General features: G+C 62.2%; 1 pseudogene. It reads left to right on the forward strand.

What is annotated here, in order from left to right:
- A pseudogene (locus A4A58_RS20150) lies at positions 1-556 on the forward strand (DNA ligase D); the annotation flags it as partial.

Here is a 556-nt window from a genome sequence, read left to right on the forward strand (position 1 = left end):
CACGCGTGCGAGATGGGCCTGGAGGGAATTGTCTCGAAACGCAAAGACGCGCCCTACCGGTCGGGTCGGCAGGAAATCTGGACAAAGACGAAGTGCACGAAGCGCGACGCCTTTCCGATCGTGGCCTTCGTCGAAAAACTCGGCGCGCAGCCGCGCAGGATTGCCTCGCTTTATCTCGGACGCTGGGAGGGCGATCGCCTGGTTTATGCCGGCAAGGCCCAAACCGGCTACACCTTAACGGCGGCCCGCGAGGTGCGGGAGCGGCTCAATCCCCTGATCATCGGCAAGAACCCCCTCTCCCATCCCATCAATAAGCCCAAGGCGACCTGGGTCGAGCCGCAGGTCTACGCTGAGATCGACTATGGCGGGGTGACGGATGACGGCTTGCTGCGGGAGCCGGTGTTCAAAGGCTTGCAGGATGTGTCGCGGGCTGCAGGAAAGCCGGGACCGTCTACTGCACCTGACTCGGTCCGAGTCCCGCGAACAAACATATTGCAGTTGCTGCCCGACGCCATTGCGCCCTCGAAGGAGGAGCTTGCAAACTACTGGACTTGCC

This window comes from Tardiphaga robiniae (assembly GCF_001618955.1).
Classification (GTDB): Bacteria; Pseudomonadota; Alphaproteobacteria; order Rhizobiales; family Xanthobacteraceae; genus Tardiphaga; species Tardiphaga robiniae_A.